Annotated in this window: 16 protein-coding genes and 1 pseudogene; 10 read left to right on the plus strand and 7 right to left on the minus strand. The window is 54.7% G+C overall.

All coding sequences use genetic code 11. From position 1 onward, the window contains the following. Positions 1–43: 43 nt before the first annotated feature. The gene (locus tag ASG35_RS31530) at positions 44–268 is read left to right on the plus strand and encodes a hypothetical protein (RefSeq protein ID WP_156393278.1); all 225 of its coding nucleotides are present in this window, start codon (positions 44–46) and stop codon (positions 266–268) included. On the opposite strand, the gene ASG35_RS19895 is transcribed toward ASG35_RS31530, so the two are convergent. Continuing rightward, complete coding sequence (locus tag ASG35_RS19895; RefSeq protein WP_056361483.1) at positions 240–854, minus strand: hypothetical protein; 615 nt, start codon at positions 852–854, stop codon at positions 240–242. The genes ASG35_RS31530 and ASG35_RS19895 overlap by 29 nt on opposite strands. Before the next feature lie 128 nt (positions 855–982). Between ASG35_RS19895 and ASG35_RS31535 the strand changes: the two genes are divergently transcribed. After that, positions 983–1,201 carry a hypothetical protein gene (locus ASG35_RS31535; protein WP_156393279.1) on the plus strand — a complete coding sequence of 73 codons (219 nt, stop codon included), beginning with the start codon at positions 983–985 and terminating at the stop codon, positions 1,199–1,201. 592 nt (positions 1,202–1,793) lie between these two features. Here the strand turns inward: ASG35_RS31535 and ASG35_RS19910 are convergent. The 4 genes from ASG35_RS19910 to ASG35_RS32235 form a co-directional block, all read right to left on the minus strand. Beyond that, on the minus strand, positions 1,794–2,012 hold the full coding sequence (locus ASG35_RS19910) for a hypothetical protein (protein ID WP_056362139.1): 219 nt from the start codon (positions 2,010–2,012) through the stop codon (positions 1,794–1,796). A 389-nt stretch (positions 2,013–2,401) separates the two neighbouring features. After that, entirely contained in the window at positions 2,402–2,923 is a 522-nt protein-coding gene (locus tag ASG35_RS32225; protein ID WP_235527654.1) for a DUF4113 domain-containing protein, read from the minus strand. Positions 2,924–2,950: 27 nt separating this feature from the next. Continuing rightward, positions 2,951–3,388, minus strand: coding sequence for a Y-family DNA polymerase (locus ASG35_RS32230; RefSeq protein ID WP_235527631.1), 438 nt, complete (start codon positions 3,386–3,388; stop codon positions 2,951–2,953). A 100-nt stretch (positions 3,389–3,488) separates the two neighbouring features. Next, positions 3,489–3,914 carry a LexA family protein gene (locus ASG35_RS32235; RefSeq protein ID WP_327019660.1) on the minus strand — a complete coding sequence of 142 codons (426 nt, stop codon included), beginning with the start codon at positions 3,912–3,914 and terminating at the stop codon, positions 3,489–3,491. Positions 3,915–4,519: 605 nt separating this feature from the next. Between ASG35_RS32235 and ASG35_RS19920 the strand changes: the two genes are divergently transcribed. The 3 genes from ASG35_RS19920 (at position 4,520) to ASG35_RS19930 (ending at position 9,357) form a co-directional block, all read left to right on the plus strand. Continuing rightward, positions 4,520–6,157, plus strand: coding sequence for a hybrid sensor histidine kinase/response regulator (locus ASG35_RS19920; RefSeq protein WP_056361493.1), 1,638 nt, complete (start codon positions 4,520–4,522; stop codon positions 6,155–6,157). A gap of 103 nt (positions 6,158–6,260) precedes the next feature. After that, a complete protein-coding gene (locus ASG35_RS19925) occupies positions 6,261–7,868 on the plus strand; it encodes a hybrid sensor histidine kinase/response regulator (RefSeq protein WP_056361496.1) in 1,608 nt (535 codons plus the stop codon). 1,276 nt (positions 7,869–9,144) lie between these two features. Next, positions 9,145–9,357 (plus strand): hypothetical protein, encoded by a 213-nt coding sequence (locus ASG35_RS19930; RefSeq protein WP_056361497.1) that lies wholly within the window; start codon positions 9,145–9,147, stop codon positions 9,355–9,357. A 490-nt stretch (positions 9,358–9,847) separates the two neighbouring features. Here the strand turns inward: ASG35_RS19930 and ASG35_RS31540 are convergent, their stop codons facing one another. Further along, entirely contained in the window at positions 9,848–10,171 is a 324-nt protein-coding gene (locus tag ASG35_RS31540; protein WP_156393280.1) for a hypothetical protein, read from the minus strand. A 137-nt stretch (positions 10,172–10,308) separates the two neighbouring features. Between ASG35_RS31540 and ASG35_RS32530 the strand changes: the two are divergent. Then, positions 10,309–11,119, plus strand: a pseudogene (locus tag ASG35_RS32530) (nucleotidyl transferase AbiEii/AbiGii toxin family protein); the annotation flags it as partial. Positions 11,120–11,453: 334 nt separating this feature from the next. On the opposite strand, the gene ASG35_RS19945 reads toward ASG35_RS32530, so the two are convergent. Beyond that, on the minus strand, positions 11,454–12,467 hold the full coding sequence (locus ASG35_RS19945; RefSeq protein WP_056361499.1) for a LacI family DNA-binding transcriptional regulator: 1,014 nt from the start codon (positions 12,465–12,467) through the stop codon (positions 11,454–11,456). 192 nt (positions 12,468–12,659) lie between these two features. Here ASG35_RS19945 and ASG35_RS19950 point away from each other — a divergent pair, with 192 nt between their 5' ends. The 4 genes from ASG35_RS19950 (at position 12,660) to ASG35_RS19965 (ending at position 17,004) form a co-directional block, all read left to right on the plus strand. Next, positions 12,660–13,799 carry an ABC transporter ATP-binding protein gene (locus ASG35_RS19950; RefSeq protein ID WP_056361500.1) on the plus strand — a complete coding sequence of 380 codons (1,140 nt, stop codon included), beginning with the start codon at positions 12,660–12,662 and terminating at the stop codon, positions 13,797–13,799. 100 nt (positions 13,800–13,899) lie between these two features. Further along, a complete protein-coding gene (locus ASG35_RS19955; protein WP_056361501.1) occupies positions 13,900–15,165 on the plus strand; it encodes an ABC transporter substrate-binding protein in 1,266 nt (421 codons plus the stop codon). A 65-nt stretch (positions 15,166–15,230) separates the two neighbouring features. Continuing rightward, a complete protein-coding gene (locus tag ASG35_RS19960) occupies positions 15,231–16,136 on the plus strand; it encodes a carbohydrate ABC transporter permease (RefSeq protein WP_056361502.1) in 906 nt (301 codons plus the stop codon). 16 nt (positions 16,137–16,152) lie between these two features. Beyond that, on the plus strand, positions 16,153–17,004 hold the full coding sequence (locus ASG35_RS19965; protein WP_056361503.1) for a carbohydrate ABC transporter permease: 852 nt from the start codon (positions 16,153–16,155) through the stop codon (positions 17,002–17,004). Positions 17,005–17,023: the final 19 nt, after the last annotated feature.

Genomic DNA, 17,023 nt, shown 5'->3' on the forward strand with positions numbered 1-17,023 from the left:
CGTGATTTGATTCGTGGGTGGCAGGGCACTAAGCGGGGATGGAATGGACAGTGAGTTGCCATTGTTTGGTGATGCCGAGCTAACCGCGCAGGCGACCGCTCTCGCTGAAACTGTCGTCGCAATTCGCATTGCACAGGGAAAGACCATACCCCGAGATCTGCCGGTTGATTCGCCCGATTGGGAAACAATCGCGCTTGAATTTGCTAAAGACGTCGAACGGGTCTTAACAGCTGAGGCAATCAAGACCAGTGTTGATCGTAGTAGGTGATAGCCCATTGCCGAGCACAGTTCACCGCCTCGTCCAAGGTTGAAAAAATTCCTAAGTCCGGCGCGTACTTTTCCTGCTCAACCATATCGTCCACGCCAACACGCTTAAGTCGAGCGCGCGCACGAAAGCCCGTAGCGGTGATTTGGGGCGACGCATCAATGCTGGCCTTCTCGTACGAAAATTCACGGTCAATCACTGAAAGTTTAGAATTTTTATGCAAGCCTAAAGGTTGCATTACTTTTGCATATTGGCGCTCCTGCTCGGAGCACAGGCGGTGGACTTCTGCCGGCGTCGTCGCTCGCCGCAATAATCCCGCGTCAATTTGAAAGTGCTTAGCAATCGCCTGACAGGCAGTGCTGGCGGGAAAATATACCGCGAGATACCGATCTTCGTCTTCGACGTCATTCCAGACGATGATTGCCAAATCCCACGGGTTAACAGCGTCCAATTCCGCGATCGCGCGCGGATCCATGGCGGCGGCTTCGATTTTCCCCTTGGCAATATCATGCTGCAGGCTCTTCTGGAACACCTTCACAAGGTCCCATTCGGCCGTCATGACTTCGACAGTAACAACATATTGCTTCATCGCAAACCTTTCTCGTTGTGAAAGCGGCGAATCGAATCGCCGCTGGTCCGCCCGCGCCATTGAGGCGACGCGGCCGAGTTAAATGGCGCCAACTATCGCAAAGCGCCTTCAACGGCGGCGCTCAACGCGTGACGCGCCCCTGGCAACGCGATGAAGCCAACGGAGCCCCCGACGACGTCCTTCCTGTCGATGCTCACGGCCTGGGTCGTGCCCGAGCCATGAACAGCGGAAGCGTTGCCGCGTTGATGAAACTCGTTCGCGTCGAAGTCGATCGGGTATTCAACGACGCCATCGTCTGTCTCAACTACCAGATGCACGTGATCCACGCGTACGCCGATGAATTGTAGGTCAATGATCTTGTTCAGCGCGATGTCAATAGCGGCGTCGATCCCTGAGAAGACAACGCAGGGTTCGCGAAACGATCAAGATATGACCAGTCCCCGTTAGTAGGTGGACGATTGACGAGCTTGTTCGGCTGCGGCTCGATCAGTAAAGGAGTTACGCCTGGCGGTTCCTTCGCGGCGCGTCTGGGCGGTTTCTTGTTTGCGTTATTCCATCGCCCGACCATGGACTAGCGCTCCGTGGTTTTGCTCATTCCGGAGTTTGCCCAGGCGACGAGATCCGGGCGTGACAAAAATTCAGGATTTTCGAACCAATGCGTTAGATGCTCGTGGGCATCTCCAAGGAAGTGTTCCTCAAGTTCGAAGCGGCCCTCGAACTACGGATGATCGGCGATCAAATGCGCGCCTACTACTCCTGGCCATCGCAAAAAATCGCGGTATGCTCGGTGATGTCGGCAGTCGTGCCGGGCGGCCGATCTTTGAGGGTTGCCGTAAATTCGTCTTAAACGTGAGCGAGATCCATGTTCAGCGGTGGGCTCCGCAAGCAACAAAAACGATTGTTAACAATGGCTGCAGCAGAGACCCACTACGCTTGCAGTTACTTACCTTCGCTACCCTTCAAATCGCCATGCTTGTGCGAATGCGTTGCACCATATTTCAGCTCAAAGTGAGCACCTTTGCCGCTTCGGGTGGGCGGAAAGTGCTCGCCTTCCACACACGTCACTTCAAACGTTCCCTTTCCGTCATCGTGGACCACCGAGTAAATTCCGGAAACTTTCACGATGTCGCCGGGCTTATAAGAATTGTCGCCTGCCATGATTTGTAACTCCGATAGTTGGTTCAGGGCATCAGCAAGCGCCGTTCCGAGGCCGCTGGCGTTTATAGCGGACACTTCATTGCATGGCGGATGGAAAGAGACAAAAAACATAGCCGCCCGATTTTTATATGCGGGCATGGAAGTCGCTTGGCTACAGCGAACTAAGTGAGGCTTCCATGACACTATTTCACAAGCGCAAAGCGGTTTCCCAGGGAATTGCTAACAGTCGGTCTGATCGATGGATTGCCGTTAAGTTGGTAGGAGCCGGCATGGCTGTACCGATCGCGGCTCTCGCAACGCGGGCCATCGGACACTTATGCTGATGGATAAATGCGGCAGATGAATACCCACGCTTTTATAGTCGTGTGGGGACGGTGGATTTAAGGTCGTCATCGCACTTTCGGAAGCGCGGCCCAGTCGGTTGTATAACAGGGACTGCGCCGGTCTTGATTCATGTGCCACGTCCGGCGCTGCTCAATCGCGCCAATCTTCATGGTGCCTCGGCCATACTTGTCGTTGATCGCATCGAGCGCGACCATTAGCTTGGCCTGACGTGTCGCGTCCCGTCCAAAGAGCTGCCCTTGCTCGACCGACGTCGCCTGTAGCTCATGAAGCAGCGCGCCTGCCTTCGCGTACCGGAATCCTTCGCGGTATATCTGGCGCAGTCCGAGAAGGGCAGAGTCTACGAGAGTAAGGGTGTCGGACGTCGGTGACACAAGCGGAACATTGATCGCGCGGCTGTATTGCGGGTCGTCTTTTTTGAACGGGCTTGTGCGAATGAACACCTGTACCTGGTTGGCCTTTAATTCTTGGCGACGTAACCGTTGCGCGGCTGTCGCGACAAATTGCGTCACTGCCTGGCTAAGCTCGTCGAATGTATAAACGACGTGGCCAAAGCTACGCGAACACAGGACCCGTTTTTGGGGCTGGTTGGCATCTTAGAATCCATAACACGCGATGCCGTTTAGTTCGAACAACGTTCGCTCGAGAACGACCGAGAATTGCTTTCGGATGAAAGACGGGCTCACTTGCTTGAACTGCAAGACTGATTCGATGCCCATTTCTTTCAGGCGCGCACCGATCTTACGTCCCATGCCCCAGAATTCATCGACATCAACAAGTGCAAAGATGCTATCGCGTTCATCGGCGTTGAGCGTACCGATATCAGACACTCCGTTCCAGGCGCGGCCGACGTTTTTCTTGGCTAGGTGGTTCGCCATTTTTGCCAGCGGTTTTGTGGGGCCAATCCCGATGCAGGTTGGGATGCCCACCCGTTGCAACACCTGCGCACGAACTTGAAGCGCGTACGCTGTCAAGCCGAAGCGGAATCCGCCAAGGTCGAGAAAACATTCATCGATCGAGTAGATCTCCTGCACCGGTGAATACTAGCCAATCACCGACATCATTCGATCGCTCAAGTCTGCGTAGAGCGCGTAGTTCGAGCTCAATCCAATCAAACCGTGGGTCCGCTCCAGTTCACGAAGCTGGAACCACGGTTGTCCCATCGTTTCTCGAGCGCTTTGGCTTCTTGAGACCTTGCGACTGTACACCCGTCGTTGTTGCTAAGCGCAACGACCGGTTTTCCGATGAGCGATAGATTGAAGCACCGCTCGCAAGAGACATAGAAATATTGCCGTCAATCAAAGCGAACGTGGTCATCCTTGCTTTCAAGGATGAAGCAACGGCCGCATATTCCACGTGACCACGCCCCAGACCGTCCATCTCTTGACTTTCGACAAACGTAATCGGTGCATACGCCCGGTTCGCGGCGTGCACGCGCACGATCCCAGCCCGTTTGTACAAGCGTTTCACCGTGAACTCATCGTCAATGCATGCAAGGACGATACGTCCATGTGCTGCTTCGACCGATCGATCAACGATCAGACGGTCGTCATCGAAAATCCGGCGTCGACCATCGAATCGCCTTCATCCTGAGATAGAAAAGTCGCGATGAGATTCAGGACCAGCACGTCGTTCAGGTCAATACGATTTTGCGTGTGGTCCTGTGCGGGGCTCGGAAGCCCGCAGGCACCTTGGCGAGCACTTCAATGAGGTATGAGCCGTCAGCATCGTCGGTAATCGGGATAGGGCGGCTAATAGACGAGGATTACTGTATGGATGTACAGTATTCTATAACGACGTTTTGCTTCAACGATTTGGCTCCTATTACAGCGTATTAAAGTTTTTTCATGCATGGAACTGCGCAACGCAAACCATAACTAATGGCCGAAATGACTGCTTTCTTGGCCTATCGGCCGCAGTCGTTCTTGCGTGTTGGTCGACGACGCGGTGGCTTGACTGAAAGCTTGTAAAGCAACTTTTATACGCGGTGAGAAACAAGTGGCACGTGTGGGTCGGATCCGATTTTTCTCAGTCCGAGCCTCTCTTATCGTAATCCCGTCTGTCTTTTCGAGACGGCGCGTGTTGGCATTGCTTATCACTTGCCGGTTAGGAACACAGATTGCGGCTTAGCGATTTACTATCCTTTTACCCTGCAATGCTGCGCTATGTCGACCGTCTCTGTACTTACCGATTTACGTCGGCTTTCGCAATTGAAATCGTTGGACATTCTTGGCAAACCAGCTGAGGCACACTTCGATTCGTTAGTTGAGCTAGTCGCGTCGGCCTTGCATGTACCAACTGCCTTTATCAACTTTGTGGATGACGTGCAGACATGGTGTCACGCTGCATGGGGAACCGAGCGCAAAAACCGCACCAACGCACATTGCCTTTGTCCCGCGGCCATAGAGTCCGACGATGACCTTTTCATTTCTGACACGTTGCGCAATCCAATCACTGCAAATCACCCCATTGTTACCGACGAACGCCAGGTGCGTTTTTATGCGGGAGTGATACTTCGGTTACCGGGCGGTCTGCCGCTCGGCACGCTGTGCGTGACTGACCAGCACGCACGTGTAGTGGGAGACAGAGATATTCAGATTTTGCGCAAGTTCGCGCAGCAAATTATAAAGCACCTTGAAGGTGTTCAGGCCGAACGAGAAATCCGCTCGTTACGCGATCGCCTTGACCACGCCCAGCTTAACCGCGATCAGTTTCTCGCGATGCTTGCTCACGAGCTGCGTGCACCGCTTGCGCCGATACTGACTGCCGTCCAGCTTTTGCAACAGGTTGAGGTGACGATCGATCAACGGATCTGGGCTAAGGCATTGATTGACCGACACGTGCGGTACATGAGCGAGATCGTCGATCATCTGCTTTCAGCCTCTTTGGTGTCGTTCGGCGCAGTGGAGCTTGAACTCGTGCCTGCTTCGACCAAAATGATTGTGGATCAAGCCGTCGAGATGAGTCAGGGATTCATTCTGGACGGCCGCCATGCCTTTTCGTGCACGATCGTGGACGACCCGTGGGTACATGCGGATCTGATTCAGTGTCCGTTGCTCGTTTCGAATTTATTGACCAATGCAGCGAAATACACGCCAGAGGGCGGCAACATCGATCTTACCGTGCAGGCATCTGAAGAGGGCGTCGAGATTCGAGTCCTCGACTCTGGCATTGGCATCGATCCCAAGGACATTGACGAAATCTTCGAAGTGTTTGGTCAGAGCAAGCAGCCCCTTGATCGAGCCAAGGGGGGAATGGGTTTGGGACTGGCGCTTGCACGTCGCTTAGCCGAATGGCACGGTGGCTCGCTAAGGGTAGAGAGCGCAGGGCGCGGACAAGGCAGCGAGTTTATTTTGACACTTAAAGCAGCGGATAAATCGACAAATACATTAACCGAAGTCAATGCCGATTTCACCTACACCCTAGACATTGTCATCGTTGAAGACAATGTTGATACCGCTGACGCGTTGGGGCTTTACTACCGCATCTCCGGGCATTCGGTTCGGGTCGCTTATCGAGCACAGGATGCGTTGGCGATGATGATCGCCAGGCAGCCTGACGTGGTGATTAGCGATATTGGGCTGCCCAGTACGGACGGTTACGAGCTAGTGCAAGAGCTCGCTAAAATAAACTCTATGTCGCGCACGGCGTTTATTGCAGTGACTGGCTATGCGAGTGAGACGGATCGGGAACGAGCATTTAGAGCAGGTTTTGATGCTCATTTTGCAAAGCCAGTCGATCTGAAGGCGCTCGATACAGTCCTCGCGCGCTTGACACAGGCGAAACATGACCACCTCCGATGATATTTCGAGCGTAGTCAACTAGATAAACCAGACAAATCAATCAGTATTCCGCAAATTGGTATCGTACAACCATCTATTTACGCATTTGGCCCGCGCGCACGTCATGACCAGACCGTCCCAAGCAGAACATCCAAACGTTAGCGATACAACCCAGTCAATCGACGATCATCACAACGACATTTTCTTCGCTGCGGTGTCGAAAACACGTATGCCGATGATCGTAACGGATCCTCATCAGCCCGATAATCCGATCATCTTTGCCAATCACGCATTTCAAGCGATGACCGGCTATGATCAAGACGAGCTTATCGGGCACAACTGCCGATTTCTGCAAGGCAAGGATACGGATCACGAGACAATCCGGGAAGTGCGCGAAGCGATAGCCGCAAAGCGAGATGTCTCCACCGAGATCTTGAACTACCGAAAAGATGGTTCGACGTTCTGGAATGCTCTCTTTATTTCACCAGTGCACAACGAAGCTGGCGACGTCGTCTATTTCTTTGCCTCGCAACTTGATGTGAGCCGCCGGCGTGACGCTGAAGACGCTTTGCATCAGTCGCAGAAAATGGAAGCGCTGGGTCAGCTGACGGGTGGAATCGCGCATGACTTCAACAATTTGCTGCAGGTGATGACCGGGTACCTCGACATTCTCGACTTGGGCGTCGATCGCGGTACGCCGGCGTCCACATTACATGGTGGAATTGATAAAATTCGTGGCGCCGTGTCTAAGGCCAGCACCTTGACGCAGCAACTGCTGGCATTTGCCCGAAAACAACGGCTAAGCGGCCGAGTGGTGAATCTCAACGCACTTGTAGGTGGGATGGTCGAACTTGCGAGTCGCACCTTAGGCGGACATGTCACGCTTCATACTATCCTGCAACCGAACTTGCGCAACTGCCGGGTGGACACGACGCAACTTGAAGTTTCACTGCTGAACGTGTTGCTCAATGCCCGCGATGCCTTAAGCGAACAGTCGGATGCGCGCGTCACGGTGCAAACCAGCGATGTGGAACTGGAAAAACGCCAAGTCGTCGGATTTGCAGATTTGCCTGCTGGCCACTACGTGTCGATCGCCGTCTCAGACAATGGCCCAGGCATTGCGCCGGAGATTATCGATCGAGTCATGGATCCATTTTTTACGACCAAAGAAGAAGGCAAAGGAACCGGCTTGGGGCTATCGATGGTGTACGGCTTCGCCAAGCAATCGGGGGGAGCCGTCAATATCTATTCCGAGGTCGGTATCGGTACAACGCTGCGGTTTTATTTTCCCGCAGTTGCGGACGACGAATTAGGCCACGCACCACCTGTCAATTTAATTGAACAAGGTGGAACAGAATCCATCTTGATTGTTGATGATCGGCCCGAAGTCGCGGAGGTTGCCCAGGCGATGCTTGATCAACTCGGGTACGCGACTCATATCGCTTTTAGCGGAAAGGAAGGGCTGCAAATTCTTGACGAGCACCCAGAGATCAACATGGTGTTCACCGATTTGATCATGCCGGGCAATATGAACGGTGTGATGCTCGCGCGCGAAGCCCGTAGGAAGAATCCTGCGATTAAAATCCTGCTGACGACCGGATACGCGGACGCGTCGCTCGAGCATACGGATGCGCGCGGCTCCGAGTTCGACGTTATTCACAAGCCGTATGGTCGTGCTGAACTGGCGCGTAAGGTTCGTATCGTCCTGAACGGACACACAGGTGTCGCGTAGAACAGCAAGTAGCGGATGAGCGGGGCGGATCAGATTGCCTCCTAGCGCGTGTCGAGCAAGAGTGCGCGCAACTGAAAATTGAAATAAACCTAATGACCGAATAAAAACCACCAAAATCATGGGCGGGTAAGCTTCAATGCGTTCTGCCTGACGTCGCGCCCGCCACGACGATCATGCGGAAACGCTCCAGGCGCCAAACAATCGAAAACCGCATTAAAACTTTCGACACACTCTGCTGTACCTTTGTGAGATTAGAATCTGTACTGACAGAACCATTGCGGTACGTGTGCGGGGCTTGGGAAGCCCGCAGGCACCTTAGCGACCGCTCGATGAAGTGTGAGCCGTCAGCATCTTCGGCAATCTGGACAGGGCAGCTCATAGACGGACCTAACTGTGTGGATGTACAGTATTTTAAAACGACGCTTTGCCGCCACGGTTTGGCCCTTTGCTTATCGCAGTTTCTCACGGGTGGATCAGCGCAACGCAAATCACATTCAATGCCTGAAATGACTGCCTTCGCTGCTGGACTATGCAGCGCATTTGGGGCTTCGGTCGACGAGGCAGTGGCTCGGGGGAAAAGCAGGAAAGCCGACCTTCTTTTGCGCGTGAGAACGGCCGTCTCGTGGGTACGCCATCGGTGGAGCGTTACAACACGTGGACTGCCGGTACGGATGTGTTGAACCGCCGCTTCTGCCGACGGTGTAACGGAAGCTCCGTCGGTACCTCCATGCGATGCAGTCGGCGAAACATCCCGGCTAACTGCACCACGTACTGCTGTTATGGGGCAGGCCCCTTTGTTTGTGCTTTTGTGTGATAGCGACAAGCCGGCGCCCCCTGAAAATTGAGAACATACGCAGCCTTGAAAACAAACAAACTCACTACGCCGGACGGTCGCTACTTCGTTGTTAGAGGGCGGCTGTGGCGATGTACGAATCCGTCCATACCGGATGAACTTAGACACACGTTAGTTGATGAGTTGATGCGAGCTCGCCGCGAGAAAGGAATAGCGATTCGCCTTGGCGACCACCCCCGCCGCGAAGCAGCGCGACAGCAAATTGACCTGGTAAAGAATCAACTTGGGGAGCGAGGTCCCGTCTGGTGGTCGGACGGCGCGCCGGACTTAAATCGACATTTGGCTAAAAATACGCCTTATGCCCAATGGTTGGCTGAGCTTGACGTCGAACAGCACGACCGTTAGGGGGAGCACGGTCCGCGACTTGGTGCAGCTCTACAATTACGACACCTTATTCTTTCTATTTCGAGAGGAATTTGTTGGATGGCAAGCAAGATTGAGCTTTACGTGACAGATCATTTGCCGGCGCAAAAAGGTTGGATCATGATCGACGGCAGAAATCGTGGTGAGTGGAGAGTGATCGATAATCAGGTCGTCGCACAAGTCGACCACGGCCCAGTGTTCCAGGGAACGATCAAGGAGGTTATAGCGCAAATTGAAGTTGCATCTAGCAACGCGACAAACACGCTGAATTAAGACCGGATTGACCGGTCTGAGCCCTTCGCGAGACGCTGCTCTGGTGAAAATTAAGCGTCTGGCGCAATCTTGCGGCGGTCCGATGGCTCGACAGCCCGAGCACATTACTGTCTTGCTCGTTGGTGCATCCCGTTGCGATATGCTGGCGCCCATACGTGTTTCGAGGAAGGTGGGGGCTCATATCGGCCGCTGTAACGTTGATCGTACCTAGCGCGCTTTTGACGCACTTTCCTAATGTGTCGTCTTTCATCGGTTTGCTCGTTGCTGTTGCCACGACAAGTAACGAGTCGAGCATGCAAGCAACAGCGGGCTGAAACGTATTCGCGAAGAACATCGACGCAGAATGGCTCGAGTGGCACACGCCGAGCGATGCGCGGTCCACGTTTCTCGATGTACACATCAGATCGAAGACCGGCAATGTCCAGGTCATAAAGGTCAAGTTGCCTGCATTCGGCCGACGCAATACCGGTAGCTAAAAACAGGGCGACGATCACCACGCTTCGAAGCTTTTTGAACGGAGCATCCGCTGGCGCGACACACACATTTTGCGGGCGTTCGTGGTCTTCCTCCGATGGAATACCGGAGTGGACTCGTCTTCTGGCCAAGCCTGGCCAACGAGCATCAACGAAGCGGGGTTGTCTTTGCGCACCTCCATTGCCACCAGATGACGCAGGACGCGGTCAATCAGCTTGAGGCAACGGAGCTGCGTCGTCGTATCTTGGCGCGCTTCACGGACAAGCGCGTTAAATAAACTTCCTAAAAGGAGATCGACGCCCGGTCGAATTATCGTTTTCAAATACGGCGTCAATCGCAAGCACCGCTTCGTCTCTGCCACACCCGTTGTGGCTGAGGCGGTGCGCCGGGCCCCAGAGCTGAATACGAATGACGATGCTGACAGATTCCAGCAGCTTCGCGTCGCTTTTAGAAAACTGAGGGCGGTGTGCCGGGCATATTCGCCCTACGTTGGCAACTGATGCGCCGGTCAGCAAAACTAGGCTTCACGACATTAAGGCCCCGGTCGCCACGCGTGGTGTCGACTTAGCAGTCTGCGCGGTGAGTTGGGAGTTGCACAACACGCTGATCCACCTGCTATTACAAACGCAGCGATTTAGACGTCACCCGAAACAGCAGCAGAAGTTCTTGTTCAAGCGCAGCCGGGACGACTACGAGATCGAGCTCGACGTAGTTCCCTTCGGCCAAATCGAAGGGCCACCCGGTGAGATCCACTGGCCACCGGGCGGCGATATTCTGATGACGGTTCATGGATTCCAGGAGGCGGTCGATACAGCAGAACCCGTGGACGTCGGCGAGGACCTCGGGGCGCCCGCGGTGACACTTTCCGCCTCGTCCTGCTCAAGCTCTTCGCGTGGAAAGACCGTCGTCTGCAGAAAAACACGGACGCTGGGGACATCCTTTTCGTCCTGCGCAATTACATCCAAGCCGGCAATATCGAACGGAGCTTTGAGCAAGCCTGGACCTTCTGGAAGCGGTGGGTTCCGACCCAGCGCTGGCAGTCGCTGAACTGCTCGGGCGCGATGTACGCAATCTTGCAAATTTAGAGACGCAGGCAGCGCTACAAACGTTGCTCCACGCGCCAGAGGACGCAGAAAGCCTGCGGGCGGACCTTAAGGCACGCGCCGCCACGCTGCTGGGCGGCTTTGTCAGTGATTCCGACGCCCTCCTCGCAACGTTCATAAAGGAACTTTTGTCGATGGGCGACGCGAACGGGGACCGCGCAAAAACGAGGAGCCTAGCGGGCCGGCGGCTGGCGCCTGAGAGGCGTGGCGCGGACTGCGCTCGAACCGGCTACCCACTACGCGGTTCCAGACCGACGGAGGTCTTCTCTGAGGGAACGTTTTCCGCACGCACGACGGTCCGTTTAGCGGTCGGAACCAATCATCCATTGTGCAATAATAAGGATATCTGAATAGGGACTATTAACGAGTCTGCTTATTTAAGCTGAAGTCAATTAGAGTCTGCAAGATGTGCTTTGCAACCGGCCCTGAATGCATCAGATGCTTCCGAAGGGTCATTCGTTGCGATTGCCACCGCTGCGAGGACCGCTTCTGCTCCAAGGTGTGCGCATGCTTTTGCTTTCAATAGGCGCGAGGACCTGTCGAAGCCCGCACGACTAGCTTCGGCTGCGGTGCGATCACCATAGATGGCGGTTCGCCGCGCGCGTCGATCAGTTTGATGAGACTCTGGACCGACAACTCTGCAACTGCCTCCGCGTTGATTGCGATCGTTGTTAACGCTGGATGGACTTGATGACACAGTTGAATGTCCGTTATGCCAATCACCGAGACGTCGTCAGGTACGTGCAATCCCTGTGACAAAAGCGCTTGAACTGCGCCAATTGCGAGTAAATCATTGGTTGCGAATAGAGCGGTCAGGTGCGGCATAGCGGTCATAAGTTGCATACACGCGGCGTAGCCTGAGTCAATTGAGTCGCGTATGGTAAGCGTCGCGCGCACGTCGACAGACAATCCGGCTTTATGCAGCACTGCTTTAAATCCGCTTGAACGTGCATCCTGCAGACCACCTGAGCCGTCGCCAACGAGCATGCCAATGGCGCGGTGTCCAAGCTCAAGCAGATGACGCGCCGCGAGCGCTCCCGCATGCGCAAAATCTACAGCGACGCAAGGCAAAGCGGGTGGATCCTCTGGATGCTCCCACATCGAGAGCAGGATCGGGGCACGGTGCATAGCGGAGACACAAAGTTCGTTGATAGCAATGTCCGTGTTCATCACCAATACACCGTCAGCAAGCGTGCCGGCAATCTGATTAAGATAGGCGCGCCCAATATCGGCATTGTCATCCGTGTTGCACACCATCAAAAATCGGCCCGCGCGGCGCGCTTCGCGCTCGGCTGCAAGCACAAACTCAGGATAAAACGGGTTCGATAGGTTGGAGAGCATCAATGCGAGCATCGACGAGCGTCCCTCTGCTAGGGCTCGCGCATTAAGGTTTGGCCTGTAACCAAGTTCATTTATTGCGTTGAGTACACGCTCCACAGTTTCAGGGCGGACCTTGTCGCGGTTGCGAAGGACATTAGAAACTGTCGCTGCAGTTACCTTTGCTAATGCAGCGACTTCTACGAGCGTTACCATTAATTTCCCACATATAGGGATTGCTATTCAAATGTTGCGCAACCGGTGGCGCGTTGCTAACTTTCTACGAAACACATTGGAGACAAAAAACGATGACTTTCCTTCTAAACCTCAAATTTAAGCGCTTAAACTCGCTGTCCGCAACCTAAATTTTCCGCGTCGGTAATTTAAGCGCTTAAATTCGGAGGTGATGTGGCAGCGATTTTTCTTAAAGACGTTCAAAAATCTTACGGAACGAACGCACCGGTGATTAGGCGGCTAACTCTCGACATCGGTCAGCATGAGTTCTGTGTGTTCTTGGGCCCGTCCGGCTGCGGAAAGTCGACACTGTTGCGTATGATTGCGGGCCTCGAGGAGTTGAGCGAAGGCGAACTGCTCATCGATGGTCGGCGAATGAATGAAGTACCTGCCGCCGAGCGTGGGATCGCGATGGTGTTTCAAAGCTACGCGTTGTTCCCGCACATGACGGTGTTCGAAAACATGGCGTTCGGGCTACGGATAGCAAAACAACCGAAGGACTTGATAGAACGCCGTGTACGAGAAGCCGCCCGCGTCCTGCAACTTGACGCGCTCCTTAACCGACATCCGAAAGCGCTATCGGGCGGTCAGCGTCAACGCGTGGCTATCGGCCGGGCAATCGTGCGTAAACCCGGTGCGTTTCTCTTTGACGAACCGCTGTCCAATCTGGATGCGGCATTACGAGGCCAGACACGAGTAGAAATTGCACGACTTCACCAGCAATTCGCGAATGCAAGCGTGGTGTATGTAACCCATGACCAGATTGAAGCCATGACGCTCGCCGACAAGATTGTGCTGTTGCACGCGGGCGCCGACGCGGAACGGTTGGGCAGCATTGCACAGTGCGGTACGCCACTTGATCTGTACCACCATCCGCGCTCAAGGTTTGTTGCCGGGTTCATCGGCTCACCGCGCATGAACTTTATCGACGCGGTCGTGGACGCTACCGAGCCGGGCAGCGTAAGCGTGAAGCTCGCACAAGGCGAAGGCCGCCTCGTCGCGCATGTAAATGGTGAGCGCCTGCGCCGCGGCCAGCCTGTCACAGTCGGCGTGCGGCCCGAGCATCTGCGCCTAGAGGGAGACGATCCCTTGATAAATACTACGGTGGCGCTGGCTGAGCGTCTTGGTGAACATAGCTACATTCATGCCGAGCACGCGAACGGCCTTTTGATTACAAAGGCACCGGGAGATACAGCCGTGCGAGCGGGCGAGCGCATGGCCATTCACGTGCCGCCCCAAGCATGCCATTTGTTTGATTCTGACGGCGTCGCGCACACGCGCGCGTTGCGCACCCCAGCACTGATTGCAGTGTAGAAGCAAACGCATACTAAATTGACAGCCATCCGCCATAGAGCGGGTTCACCCGCCGCGTGCATTCGCAACCGGCAAACAAAGTAGTACAGGAGACAAAAAGATGATTGCAGACCGGATTGAAGGCCGTATTCGTCGCTTAGCCGTTGCGTCGGCCGCAGCGACTGTCCTTTTAGGCTTTGCGCCTATAGCGTCGGTCGACGCTGCTACACTAACAGTGAACGTATCAGCACGCGGAAATCAGCGCTCGACGTGGCAGGACGCGTTCGACAAATTCAAGAAAGCCAATCCTGATGTTGATCTTAAGGTGACCTATATCACCGAAGAAGCATACAAGGTGCAGATGGGCGGTTGGCTCGCTACCGATCCGCCCGACGTGGTTTCATGGCACGACGGCGAACGCATGGCGTATTACGCACAACGTGGCCTGCTCGAAGATCTGACGCCGGACTGGAGCAAAGGCGGATGGTCGGAGCAGTACAAATCAGTCAAAGAGGCATCGACATACAAAGGTAAGCAGTACGCAGCTCCTCTTGGTTACGATGCCTACGGGTTCTTTTATCGAAAGGACCTTTTCGAAAAGGCAGGCGTCAAAAGCGAGCCAAAAACCTGGGAGGAGTTTCTCGACGCTTGCAACAAGCTAAAGGCGAGCGGTGTAGCACCGATCGCCGTCGCCGCGCGCGACAGTTGGACCCTTGCCGCATGGTTTGACTACCTTGACCTACGCATCAACGGCAACGCGTTTCACCAGCAACTCATGGCGGGGGAAATTCCGTACACAGACGCGCGTGTGAAAAAAGTCTATACCGTCTGGAAGACGCTCATTGAGGACCACTACTTCATCGATAATGCGCTCGCCTTCGACTTGGACGCTATCGCGCCGTTCCTGGCCAATGGCAAGGCGTCCATGATGCTAATGGGCACCTTCTTCTCGGCGAGTGTTCCGGCGTCGGTCAAGTCGCAGACTGGATTCTTCCGCTTCCCCGTGATTGACACGAAAGTACCAATGGCGGAAGACGGTCCGGTCAACGTGTTGTTGATTCCCGCTAAAGCGAAGAATAAGGCCGACGCACACAAGCTTCTAGCATTCATGGAACAGCCCGAGATTAACGCCGGCCTCGCCCAGGGATGGGGGCAGTTACCGTCGAACAGTAAAGCGGCGGCGCCAGACGATGCGATCTCCCGCGTGGGCTTCCAGATCTTATCAAGCACGCAGGGTGGCATCGCGCAGTTTTACGACCGCGACATGACGAAAGAAATGGCTGACGAAGGCATGAAGGCGATGCAGCAGTTCTACAGCGATCCGTCGCAACTTGACAGCGTGCTTGCCCGGCTTGAACAGACGCGCAAGCGCATTTACAAGAAGTAGCTCTACGCGCCGCGGGTGTCGTCACGATGCTCGCGTTCACCTTTTGTCCTCCGCGAGGCAAATCTATGTCTGCACCCATGGCCGCCCGGTTGCCGGCGCAACAGCGTCCACGCACGTCCAGTACGCGGCACCGTCAGCACCGTGCCGCGTTTTTATTCTTGTTGCCAGGCTGCTTGCTATTTTGCTTGTGCGTGATCTATCCAATTGTAAGCAGCATCTCGCTTAGTTTTTATAACTGGGACGGCATGACGCCGAAGAACTTTGTCGGTTTAGATAATTACATTGAGCTGTTTCATTCAGACACGTTTTACACGGCGCTTAAGAACAACCTCATTTGGCTAGCGTTCTTTTTGCTCGCACCCCCGCTTGGGCTCATGTTCGCGCTGTACTTGAACCAACAGATACGTGGAATGCGCCTTGTGAAATCGTTGTTCTTCGCGCCCTTCGTGCTTTCGGGCGTGGTGGTTGGGCTTGTATTCAGCTGGTTTTACGATCCAGCTTTCGGGCTCCTACGTGTGCTTGTAGGGCACGGAATCCCAGTTCTTGGCGACCCCCACACCGTCGCCTTTGGCATCATCTTCGCCGCGCTTTGGCCGCAAACACCCTTTTGCATGGTGCTGTATCTGACGGGCCTCACGTCGATTAACCCCGAGGTCGTGGAGGCTGCTCGCATGGAGGGCGCGGGAGGGTTGCGCCTTCTCTGGCATGTAATTTTGCCGCAGCTGCGCCCGGCCACATTCATGGCTGTGGTGTTGACTGTGATCGGTGCGCTGCGCAGTTTCGACCTGATTGCCGTGATGAGTGGGGGTGGCCCCTTCGACAGTTCCACCGTGCTTGCTTATTACATGTATGACCAAGCTATCAAGTACTACCGAGAAGGTTTTTCAGCCGCAATCGCCGTCGTGCTGTTCGCCATCATGCTTGTCTACATCGTGTTCCACCTACGCCGCATGCTGCGCGAAGAACGTTGATTAATGGAGTCATCCTATGTATCCACTTCCTGTTGAACGTTGGAAACCGATCAACCGCACGCTTTACAAGGTGTCGCTTCCGATCGCGCTCGTGATTTGGCTGCTGCCAATGCTCGCCGTACTGGTGACCTCTATCCGTTTGAGCGATGAGTTGACCCAGGGCGACTACTGGGGCTGGCCCAAGCACTTCGCACTGTTTGAAAATTACGGGACAGCCCTGGCGCAGACTCCAATGCTGCATTACTTCGCAAATAGCGTGTTGATCACCGTGCCGTCGGTGATCGGCGCGATAGTGCTGGCGTCTATGGCAGGTTTTGCGCTTGCAACGTACCGCTTTCCTGGCAACACCGCGGTTCTATTCACGTTCGTTGCTGGGAACTTTGTTCCTATTCAAATCCTGATGATCCCCGTGCGCGACATGGCGCTGAAAGTAGGCCTCTTCAACACGGTATGGGCCCTTGTAATTTTCCACGTCTCGTTCCAGACGGGCTTTTGCACGCTCTTCCTGCGTAACTTCATTAAGCAGTTGCCATTCGAGCTGATCGAGGCTGCGCGTGTAGAAGGCGCGAGCGAGTGGACGGTTTACGCGCGCATTGTGCTGCCGTTGATCCGGCCCGCACTTGCTGCGCTTGGCATCCTGGTTTTCACATTTGTGTGGAACGACTACTTTTGGGCGTTATGTCTCACACAAGGTGATGAAGCCGCGCCGATTACGGTCGGGGTGGCCGCACTTAAGGGTCAGTGGACCACAGCATGGAACCTTGTCGCCGCGGGCTCCGTGCTTGCTGCGCTACCTTCGGTATTGATGTTCTTTGCGATGCAAAAGCACTTTGTCGCGGGGCTGACATTCGGTGCGAGCAAGGGTTAAAGGCCAACCTTTTCAATTA

Source organism: Burkholderia sp. Leaf177, assembly GCF_001424345.1.
Lineage (GTDB): Bacteria > Pseudomonadota > Gammaproteobacteria > Burkholderiales > Burkholderiaceae > Caballeronia.

Excerpts from the sequence above, each read along its gene's own strand:
- ASG35_RS31530 (WP_156393278.1), top strand. The coding sequence starts at position 44 with ATGGACAGTGAGTTGCCATTGTTTGGTGATGCCGAGCTAACCGCGCAG.
- ASG35_RS19910 (WP_056362139.1), bottom strand. The coding sequence starts at position 2,012 with ATGGCAGGCGACAATTCTTATAAGCCCGGCGACATCGTGAAAGTTTCC.
- ASG35_RS19925 (WP_056361496.1), top strand. The coding sequence starts at position 6,261 with ATGACCAGACCGTCCCAAGCAGAACATCCAAACGTTAGCGATACAACC.
- ASG35_RS19960 (WP_056361502.1), top strand. The coding sequence starts at position 15,231 with ATGTCTGCACCCATGGCCGCCCGGTTGCCGGCGCAACAGCGTCCACGC.
- ASG35_RS19920 (WP_056361493.1), top strand. The coding sequence starts at position 4,520 with ATGTCGACCGTCTCTGTACTTACCGATTTACGTCGGCTTTCGCAATTG.
- ASG35_RS19930 (WP_056361497.1), top strand. The coding sequence starts at position 9,145 with ATGGCAAGCAAGATTGAGCTTTACGTGACAGATCATTTGCCGGCGCAA.
- ASG35_RS19955 (WP_056361501.1), top strand. The coding sequence starts at position 13,900 with ATGATTGCAGACCGGATTGAAGGCCGTATTCGTCGCTTAGCCGTTGCG.
- ASG35_RS19965 (WP_056361503.1), top strand. The coding sequence starts at position 16,153 with ATGTATCCACTTCCTGTTGAACGTTGGAAACCGATCAACCGCACGCTT.
- ASG35_RS19895 (WP_056361483.1), bottom strand. The coding sequence starts at position 854 with ATGAAGCAATATGTTGTTACTGTCGAAGTCATGACGGCCGAATGGGAC.
- ASG35_RS19945 (WP_056361499.1), bottom strand. The coding sequence starts at position 12,467 with ATGGTAACGCTCGTAGAAGTCGCTGCATTAGCAAAGGTAACTGCAGCG.